Origin of the sequence: Variovorax sp. JS1663 (genome assembly GCF_002157355.1) — a bacterium.
Lineage (GTDB): Bacteria > Pseudomonadota > Gammaproteobacteria > Burkholderiales > Burkholderiaceae_C > Variovorax.
In genome coordinates, this window is sequence record NZ_LYMK01000032.1 from 74,732 (window position 1) to 84,162 (window position 9,431).

8 protein-coding genes are annotated in these 9,431 nt (G+C 70.3%); 1 reads left to right on the forward strand and 7 read right to left on the reverse strand.

Annotation, left to right across the window (positions count from 1 at the left end):
- The first annotated feature begins 132 nt into the window (after positions 1-132).
- Complete coding sequence (locus tag A8M77_RS23935) at positions 133-1,707, forward strand: hypothetical protein (protein WP_086924011.1); 1,575 nt, start codon at positions 133-135, stop codon at positions 1,705-1,707.
- A gap of 27 nt (positions 1,708-1,734) precedes the next feature.
- Here the strand turns inward: A8M77_RS23935 and A8M77_RS23940 are convergent, their stop codons facing one another.
- The 7 genes from A8M77_RS23940 to A8M77_RS23970 form a co-directional block, all read right to left on the reverse strand.
- Entirely contained in the window at positions 1,735-2,262 is a 528-nt protein-coding gene (locus A8M77_RS23940; RefSeq protein ID WP_086924012.1) for a hypothetical protein, read from the reverse strand.
- 13 nt (positions 2,263-2,275) lie between these two features.
- Positions 2,276-2,977, reverse strand: coding sequence for a hypothetical protein (locus A8M77_RS23945; protein WP_143694748.1), 702 nt, complete (start codon positions 2,975-2,977; stop codon positions 2,276-2,278).
- Positions 2,978-3,027: 50 nt separating this feature from the next.
- Positions 3,028-4,503 (reverse strand): formylglycine-generating enzyme family protein, encoded by a 1,476-nt coding sequence (locus tag A8M77_RS23950; protein WP_143694749.1) that lies wholly within the window; start codon positions 4,501-4,503, stop codon positions 3,028-3,030.
- Between the two features lie 214 nt (positions 4,504-4,717).
- Positions 4,718-6,025 carry an ABC transporter permease gene (locus A8M77_RS23955; RefSeq protein ID WP_086924015.1) on the reverse strand — a complete coding sequence of 436 codons (1,308 nt, stop codon included), beginning with the start codon at positions 6,023-6,025 and terminating at the stop codon, positions 4,718-4,720.
- The gene (locus A8M77_RS23960; RefSeq protein ID WP_086924016.1) at positions 6,022-6,729 is read right to left on the reverse strand and encodes an ABC transporter ATP-binding protein; all 708 of its coding nucleotides are present in this window, start codon (positions 6,727-6,729) and stop codon (positions 6,022-6,024) included. Before A8M77_RS23960 ends, A8M77_RS23955 begins: the two co-directional genes overlap by 4 nt.
- 9 nt (positions 6,730-6,738) lie before the next feature.
- A complete protein-coding gene (locus tag A8M77_RS23965) occupies positions 6,739-8,700 on the reverse strand; it encodes a vWA domain-containing protein (protein WP_086924017.1) in 1,962 nt (653 codons plus the stop codon).
- 41 nt (positions 8,701-8,741) lie between these two features.
- A partial coding sequence (locus A8M77_RS23970; protein ID WP_443272329.1) for a tetratricopeptide repeat protein occupies positions 8,742-9,431 on the reverse strand: 690 nt, incomplete at its 5' end.

A 9,431-nucleotide genomic window follows, 5' to 3' on the forward strand; every position in this document is an offset into this window, starting at 1 on the left:
CGCAGGCCGCGATAGGGCCAGATGCGGGGATTCGACCGAGCCAGTGGCGGCAGGTCCACGGTACATTAGCCCTGCCGCCCTGGGGAAAAGGATCAAGCGACAACCAGCGCCGGCGTCGCGAGGGAACCATCCGTGCCACAAAACCTGACGCAGACCGACGAGGCCTCCGGACACCCGCTCGCAATCAACGGTCGCCAGCTCGTGGCGTCCCACGAGCAGATCGTCTCGATTCTGAGCAGCAGGCTGGGGCAGGCGCACGCCGATCTTCTTGCCGTGCCCAAGCCGGGCGATGGGGGCACCGTCGTCTGGTCGACCCGTCTCCCCGGCGATGCCGTGCTCGCCTCGGCGCTCCCGGCCGACGAGCGCGACAAGCTCGAGCGCTGGTCGCGGCGCCTGCTGAACGACATCCGCAGCCTCGGCGAGCAGCTGCGCTCGGAAGGGCAGGCGTCGGCCCTTGTCGGCCAGATGCTCGAAAGCGCGATTCGCGTGCCCGAGGGCGACTGGCTCTACAGCGTCGGCGGCAAGCCGGTGCTTGCGATGTGGGGGCACAGCAGCGCCCCCGAGGCCAGCGCCACGGTGCCGGTGGCTGCCGCAGTTGCGGAACCGCCGCCGGCCGTGGCCAGTACCGTAGGTTCGCCCGCTGCCGCCGTGGGCGCCGGCCGGGATTACCGGCGCTGGCTGTTGGGCGGCTTGCTGCTGCTGCTCCTGGTGGCGGTGGTGCTGTTCGGCCTGAAGCGATGCGGCGAGATGACCGAACGCAGCCGCGACTACGCCAGCAAGATGGGCGAGGCCGAAGCGGCCAACAAGGCGCTGGAGGAAGAAATCGCCAAGACGCGCGCGCAGACGCCGCAGTTCATGTGCGTGCGGCCGCCCGAGGAGCCACCCCCGGCTGCGCCCGAGTCTCCCAAGGCGCAGGTCGAGGAGCCGCCGGCGGCCAAGCCTGAAACGCCAGCCAAGCCCGAAGCGCCGCCCAAGCGGGCCGAGTTGATCCGCCAGGCCAGGAACATGTGCCCCGGCCAACGGCCCAAGGAGCTGGCGCCCGAGATGGTGCTGGTCTTCGACGCCTCGGGCTCGATGTCCTTCAGCGTGGATGCCACCGACGAGGAGATCCAGCGCATGGCCTCGCTGGAGGCGGTGCACGGCATGATGCAGCAGTTCCTGGGCGGCCGCGCCGGCCCCGGCGTGGACATGTCGCGGCTCAAGCGCGAGCCCACGCGCATGACCTCCGCCCGGCAGGCGGCCATCGCGGCCGTGCGGCGTGCGCCGTCCGACGCCAACATCGGGCTGGTGCTTGTTGATCAATGCCCGGCTGCGCGCAGCGCCGGCTTCTACCCGCCCGCCCGGCGCGGGGAGTTGCTGAGCGGGCTCGAATCGATCCAGCCGCGGCAGGGCACGCCGCTGGCCGACGGCGTGGCCAAGGGCGGCAAGTTGGTCGACGGCGTGTCGCGCGAGGCGCTGATGGTGGTGATCTCCGATGGCCGCGAGAGCTGCAACCAGGACCCCTGCGCCGTCGCCCGCTCGCTGGCGCGCGCGAAGCCCTATCTCAAGATCAACGTCGTGGACATCACGGGCACTGGCGCCGGCAATTGCCTGGCCCAGGCGACCGGTGGGAAAGTGTTCACGGCGCGCAATGCCAGCGAGGTGGCCGCCATGACGCGGCGCGCGGCCGAGGACGCGATGGGGCCGGCGAACTGTCCCAAGCCCTGAAGGCCGGCAGCCGTACCGTGATCGCGCTCAGCCCGCCCGCAGGGCGCTCAGCGCCTCCTGCAGTTGCTTCTTGCGCCCTTCCAACTGCTGCAGGCGTTCCCGCTTGGCCGCCTCGGCCTTCGGGTCGGACGCGCCCGACATCCGCGCGCCCTCGTTCTCGAGCTGGACGTTCTGTGCCTCCGAGCGGATCGCGTCGATCTCGCGCTTGAGCTGCGCGTGCCGCGACTGGCTGATGCGCCTGGCACGCAGGGCCTCGTCGAGCTGTGCGTTCTGGCTGCGCAGTTCGCCTTCGAGCGTGCGAATGCGCTGGGCGTTGGAGTCGATCTCCGCCTTGCGTCGGGCGGCATCGCTCTGGAGCCGTGTGTTGGTCGCCTGTGCCGAAGCCAGCTGGGCACTGGCCGTGTTCTGCTCCTGCTCCATCTGGCCGCCGGTGGCGGTGTAGCGCTTGGACTCCAGGTAGGGGTTGTTGGCGCAGCCCGTCCCTAGTGCGGCCAGCACGGCCAGTGTGCAGGCGGCGGCGAGTGGAAGCAGCCTGCTGGATCGAAGAGCGTTCATGTGCGTGCTCCTGTCATGCCCTGGAGACTTCGAGCGCCTGCCGGTAGGCGGTGATGTTCTGTTCCAGGCCCCGGATCTGTTCATCCATCTTGCGGATCTCGCTGTCGAGGCTGGCCGTATTTTCCCGCGGTTGCTGCCGCAGCCGCGTCGATGTCTCGGCATATTGCGCCCGCGTCTCTTTCGCCTTCGCGAGCGCGCTGCTCATGGAGGCGATGTTGCGCTCCTCGCGCTCGCGCGCGCGGCGCGCCTCGTCGGCGCTCAACTTCTTGGTGGCGACGTCCTGCTTCAGCGTCGCCAGGCGCGCCCTGCCTTCCGCCAGCACGCGGTTCGAGCTGTCGAGGTAGCCCTGCAGGTTGCGGTTGTCCTGCTGGATGTCCGCCGTCGCGGCCTGGGTCATGCGGATGCCCTGGCGGCCGGACTGCTCCTTCTTGGCGGTGAAGTAGGCGTCGACGCCGACTACCGCGCCGCCGATGACGGCGCCGCCGACGGCCGCCTTGCCCACGTTCTTGCCCTTCTGGCCCGTGGCCCAGGCGGCAAAAGCGCCGACGCCGGCGCCGACGATGGCGCCCGTCGCCACGCCCGCGAAGACGGTGTTGTTGAACCTGTCCTCATCCTCCTGAAGTTGCTTCTCCGCGCTCGTCGCCGGCGTCGACGACCCTCCCAGGGACGCCGGAAGCAGAGGCACGGTGCCTTGGCACCCCGCCAGCGCCATCATGACGGCCATCGTCACGGCCCGCGCGCCTTGGCGCTTCATTGCGATCGTGTTCATTGCTTGATTACCTTTGCTTCCAGGGATGTCAATTCGGTGAGCAGTTCCGGCTTGGTCGGCGGCTTGCCGTTGCGCGCGCCCAGGCCGTGCCGGACCACCAGGTCGATCAGCGGCGCGTAGCCGGGTACCGATCGCGCCTCGAACTCGCGTTTCAGGATCTCGCCCTGCGCCGACATGGTGGCCGCCGGGTAGTCGAGCCCGATCTGCTTGACCGTTTCCATCATGTAGTTCAACGTGGCGTCCAGATTTTCCTTGCTCGCATCGACGGCTGCACGGGCCTTTTTGTCATCCGGTGCGAGCTTGGCGTACATCTCCTGCGCCCGGATCTTCAGCCCGTCCTCCAGGATCTTCCGGCCGAGGTACGCCGCCACGCGGAGCTCGCTCTTGGCCGACCGGTCGCGCTGCTCGTTGCGTGCCTGGATGTTGGCCTTGATGACGGTGCCCACCCCTTCGATCCGCGCCTTCAACGCCGGATCGGTTGTGGCCTTGGCCAGGGCCTCGACCTCTTTCACCGGATCCGTCAGGGCCTGTGACGTGCCACCCCCGGTGGAGGTCAGGTTGGTCCACAAGGTGCGCACGGACTGGAGCCGGCCCGTGCTCGGCAGCGCGCCGGGCACCACTACCAGGCGCAGGCCGGTCGCCTTGTCGCGCCGCTCGCCGTTCTTGTCGATGGGGATGTACTCGCTGCGCGCGGCCGAGCGCAGGTCGGCCAATGCGGTGCGGTAGTCGCCGCCCTTGACCACGTAGCCGCCGGCCTGGCCGTGCATGCGCGAATGCTTGTTGAGCCGGAAGGCGTCGAGCACGAACTCGCCGGCGTTGCCGAGCATGTCGTGCAGCCCGAGCGGGTTGGGCTTGAGCAGCCCGATGCCGTTGAGCTCGTTGTTCGACGAGTCGGTGCCAGCGTACCAGGCGTAGCGCTGCGCGCCGTCGGGCATCGGAAAGGCGGGCTGCTCGAACACGGCCTCGGCCACGCTGACGCCGCCGCGCGCCGCGAACTCCCACTCGGCCTCGGTGGGTAGGCGCACGAAGCCGGGCATCCCGTCTTCCTGGGGCAGCTTCGCCGCCGCGTTCTTGGCCAGCCAGTCGGCGTAGCGGCTCGCGAAGTAGCTCGCCTCCGCCCACGTGATGCCCGTCTTGGGCAGCCTGCCCTCGGGGTTGGCCGCCGGGCAGTTGCCGGACAGCGCGTCGAACTGCAGACGGGTGACCTCGTACTTGCCGATCAGGTAGTAGCGCTGGTTCTTGCTCTTGGCGTCGACGAAGCCGCCGCCCACGTAGTCGCTGCGGGAGTTCTCGACGTACGAGAAGCGAGGCTCGGGGCTGCCGAGCTGCACGCGCCGGTCGTCGAGCGCATCTGCGCTCGGGATGTTGACGCGGCGGAAGGCCATCGTTCCCCCGCAAGGCATGGGCAGCAGCACGTCTTCTGCCGCCGCGGCCGGATTCACCAGCTCGGCCGGCCACGGCGTCTGCGCCATCGCCGAGCCCGCGAGCAGGCTTGCGGCCGCAGCCCGCCAGGCGGCCCGCAGGCCAGAGCCTGAGAGTTTTTTGGCCGTGCCCGAGCGGCGCGCCAGAAGCGCCCCAATCGAGGCGCAAAGCGCAGCCATAGCCCCCGCTATGGTGAGCATTTGCAACGACGAGTGGGGTGCTTCTGGCGTGACGAGCGGGCATGGGCGAAAGACTCTCAGGCTCTCAGTTGTCGCGCAGTTCATCGGCCGCCTCCACCTTCGATGCACGCCAGCCGCCCCACAGCGCCGGCAGGACAGAAATCACCACGGCCGCCAGAAGGCCCACTGCCGCGTCACCGGCCGGGAGCCTGACGGCCGACTCGTTCACCGCGAGATGCGCGGCGAAATGCAGATTGATCGCCGCCGCGGTGACGGCATGGAAGCACAGGGCCAGGAGCCCGCCGGCGATCGCGACGACCACGGCGCCTGCGCAGGGCAGCGCGATCAACCAGCCGCGGCCGTGGCCGGTGAGCTTGAGCAGCGCGTACTCGCGGCGCTTGCGGCGCACCGTGGAGAACTGCAGCGCCGACAGCGCCACCAGTGCGCCTGCCACGGCGATGCCGCCCACCAGCGCCAGCACGACGCGAAGATTGCGCTGCAGCCCGAGCGTGGCAGCGATCTCGCGGACCTGGGTGTGGGTCGAGACGCCTTCGGCTTCGAGCCGCGCGGCCAGGGACTCGACTTCGCGGATCGACGTGGCGTAGAGCCGGAACAACGGATAGGCCTCCGTCCGCGGCGGTGGGCCCGATCCGCCACCGCCGAAGTCGGCGACCTCGTAGCCGTCGCGCCAGGACTGCACCGATTCGAGCAGGCTCAAGGAGGCCAGCGCGGCGCGCGAATCGAGCTGCTCGGCGGGCAGCACGCCGGCCAGCTGCAGATCGACCGCGGTCTGCTCGGCGCGTCCTTCGCGCTGGCGCTCCAGCGCCATGCGCACCGTTTGCCCGGCCCGGACCCCGAGTTGCCGCGCCGCCGTGGCGCTGAGCAGGATGGTCGAGCCCTCGGGTGGCCGCGCCGCGCCCAGCAGCGGATCGCCCGCCGCCGTGGGCAGCAGGTCGACGCGCGCCGGGGCGTCGGCGGCAGTGCTGAACAGGTCGACCTGGTTGGCGATCGCGCGCGTGTTGGGCATCACGAAGCTGGTCTCCGGCCAGGTGCGCACGTGCTCGAACCAGGCGGCGTCGAAGCGCTTGCCGCCTGCGCCTTCGGGCAGCAGCTGGCGCATCAGCGGGTCGCGGTCCTGGCGCTCGATGAGTGCACCGATCACGCCGCGCTCCAGGCCCCACAGCGTGCCCAGCGGCGCCAGCGTGGCCGCCAGCACGCAGGCGGCACAGAAGGTCAGCCAGCGCTCGTGCCAGAGGTCGCTGAAGCTGAGGCGCAGCAGCTGCGCGAGGCGCAGGCGCGGCGTCCCGGCAGCGGTGCGCCTGCGCGCGTCCGCGGCCGCAACGCGCATGCCGTCGTACGGCACGGGCTTCCCGGACGGCCGTGCCTGCGTCACGTGGCAGCCTCCAGCCTGACGGCGCCGCCCTGCCACGCGCAGCGACGCATCGGCACCCGTCGGCTCTCGAGCAGGGGAATGTCATGGCTCACCACCAGCACGGCGGCGCCGCTGTCCGCGGCCAGCCGCAGCAGCAGGTCGAGCGCGGCCGGTGCATGCTCGACGCCCAGCGAGGCGGTCGGCTCGTCGGCCAGGACCAGCGCCGGCCGATGCGCCAGGGCGCGAGCGACGGCCACGCGCTGGCGCTGGCCGATCGACAGCTGCGCCGGCAGGCGGCGATCCAGCCCCTTCAGATCGAGCATGCGCAGGAGCGTGTCGAGCCAGTCGAGGTCCAGGCGGCCCTGCAGGCGCTGCGGCAGCAGGATGTTCTCGCGCGCGCTCAGGCTCGGCAGCAGGCCGCCGGTCTGCAGCACCACGCCGATGTGGACGGCGCGCAGCAGGGTGCACGCATCGAGTGCGTTTCGCTTCCACAGCGACGCGAGGTCCTCGTCCAGCAGCCTGAACCGGCCGACGCTGGCCGGCCGCCGCAGCAGCGCGAGCAGGTCCACCAGCGTGCTCTTGCCGCAGCCCGACGGCCCGACGATGCCGATCGCCTCGCCGGCCTGCAATTCGAGTTCGTCCACCTCCAGCACGAAGGCATCGCCGGCATCGGTGCGGCTGCGCTCGTAGCGCAGGTCCCGAACTTCCAGCAGGCAGGAGGCCATCACGGCTTGTCAGGGCAACTCGTCGATCGGAACGGGATAGACCCGGTCGCCGTCGGAGGCCGCGGGGTTGAGCTTGACCCAGCGGTCCACGTCGTCGTGGAAGCGCTGGTAGAGCACCACCTTGGACCGGATGCCGTCCAGGATGGCCTGCGAATCGCCGACGCCCATGTTGGTCCATGCGTCGAAGTCCATCTTCATCAGCTGGCTCTGGTAGGGCAGGCCGTCCAGGAACTCGCTCATCAGTCCGGCCTGCTCGAGATTCTTCGCCTTGCCCTGGCCGAGCCTGGACGGGTCGCGACCCATGGCCACCGCGGCGCTGCGCAGCTGGTCGAAGAAGTTGCGCGGATCGACCTGGGTCTTCTCCATCGCGGTCAGCAGGTTGCGAAGCGTGGACTGCAGGTCCGACAACTGGTTCTTGGTCAGCAGCACCCGCACGCTGAGGCTGGGCCGCGAGCGGTCGCGCACGTCGCGGTCGCAGGCCCAGGCCTCGAACATCGGCGGCGCCTTCGCGCCCTGCTGGCGGCCGAGGTAGGCCAGCACCATTGCGCGGCCCACCGCATCCACGCTGGATTGCACGTCGTCGGCCTTGGCCGGCCCGGGCGCCTGTGCCAGGGTCTTGTCCGGCGACTTGACCTGCTCGACCAACGCGCTGGCCATGCGCTTGATGTCGCTCTCGAAGCTGGCGGGATCGCCCGCGGCGACCGGAAAGTACAGCGGACCCCGGCCGGGCCAGTCCGAGAGGCGCTTGAATTGCGCCTCGGCGATCGCGTGGTCCTTGGTGCCCTCGGGCGTCTTCAGGTGCATCGCGTAGATGGCGACGCCCCGCTCCTGGGCCTGGGTGCGCATCTGGTCGGTGGACAGGCGCGTCGATGCCAGCGGCGAGTTGCCCTCGCGCGCGCTCGCGTCGGTGATGTAGACGATGTAGCGCCCGCCGTAGTTCTGCCAGTTGATCTTGCGCAGCGATTCGTCGATCGCGGCGTAGGCATCCTCGGCATAGGCGCGGGTCGAACTCTGGGTCGCCTTCAGCTGGCCCATCGCGGCCATGAACTGCTCGCGCGACGGGTTCTGCGCCGGGTCGACGAAGATCTTCGAGAGGTATTCGACGCCCTTCGTCTTGGCCGGGTCGTCCTGGAAGCCCACCAGGCCGAAGCGCACGCGGTTGAGCACCTTGGCCTGGTCGGCCTGCTTCAGCACCTCCTCGAGCGCCTTGGACGCCCGGTCGATGTAGGGCTGCATCGAGGAGGTGGCGTCGATCACGAACACCACCGCCGAGTTGAAGTTGGTGATGCCGGAGGCGTCGCCCGGTGCCCTGGCCGGCTCGGCCGCATCGCGCGTGATCGAGGCGACTTTCACCAGCCGCACCCGGTGGCCCGACTTCAGCAGCGTCGTCGTGGCGTCGAGCACCGGCAGCAGGTAGAACTGGCTCTTGAGATCGACGTACTTCTCCGGCTCGGCGGCGATCACCGGGCTCTCGGGGCCCAGCGAGCCCTTGCTGGCCGCGATCTGCTGCGTCAGGCGCTGCGTCTCGGCGGCGGCGTTGTCGGCGTTGATGAAGCTCGAGAGCTTGTCCTTCTCGCGGAAGAACAGCACGCGCTCGCGGTTGCCCGGCGTGGCGAAGGCCAGCGTGATCGCATGGCGCCACGGCACCACGTCGGTCTCCGGCAGGAAGCCCGCGATCTTGCCGTCGCTGCCCGCGCCCACCTGCAGCCAGCCCTTGCCTGCCTGCTCTTTGCGCTCATAGACATAGAAGGCGCTGAAGGGTTCCAGCGCCTTGCCGGGCGCGCCATCGGGCGCCGGGCGCAGCGCGGCGCCCGGCCGGGTGAGCACGCGCTGGTAGAGCGTCTTCTTGCCGTCGATCAGGAGCGGCGTGCGCGCCTGGGCCCAGGCCGGCGAAGGCAGCGCCGCGGCGCCGGCCGCGAGCAACACCAGCTGGCGGCGCCGCAGGGTGAGAGGGAAGTGTCTGGCTTTCATGCGGGCTCCATGGCGTTCGACGCGCAACGGGATGGTTGTCGCTAGGGAGTGTCCAGTGCCTTCTTCGCCGCCTCGTGGCCCTGGTCGGCAGCCTTGCGCAACCAGGCGACCGACTGCTCGGGACCATCGGCCTCGTCGGTGCGGCCCTTCTTGAGCAGCATGGCGTAGCGGTACTGCGCTTCGGCGTCGCCGGCTTCCGCGGCCTGCTTGAACCAGCGCGCCGCCTCGATCGGGTTGGCGCTCGGCAGCGGGCTCGTTTCCTTGGTCCAGCTGTCCGGGTCGTAGAAGGCGCCGAGCGTGCGCGCCGCCTCCGCATCGCCTTTCTCGGCCGCGTACTTGCCGAGCAGGAACTGCCCGTCGAGCAGCTTGCCCGTCTTGGCCAGCTCGGCAGCCCAGGTCCGTGCCTGCGCCGCATCGGGGCTGCTAGCCAGGAATGCGCGCACCGATTCCAGGCTCGCCACGCGCTCCGCGGAGGGGGCCGGCGCAGGCGCGATGGCGACCTTGCCGGCGTCGGCCCGCTGGGACCAGAGGTAGTAGCCGGCACCCGCGCCGGCCACCAGCAGGACCAGCAAGGCGGGCACCCACCGTTTCCTGCCGTTCGACGGGGTGACGGGTGTCGGCGACACCAGCGGCGGCTCGATCACGGCGGCGGCCACGGGCGCATCGGAAGGCGATCCGGGGGGCGGGCCCGATGGCTCGGGCTCGGGCTCGCTCGGCGGCGGTGGTGGCGG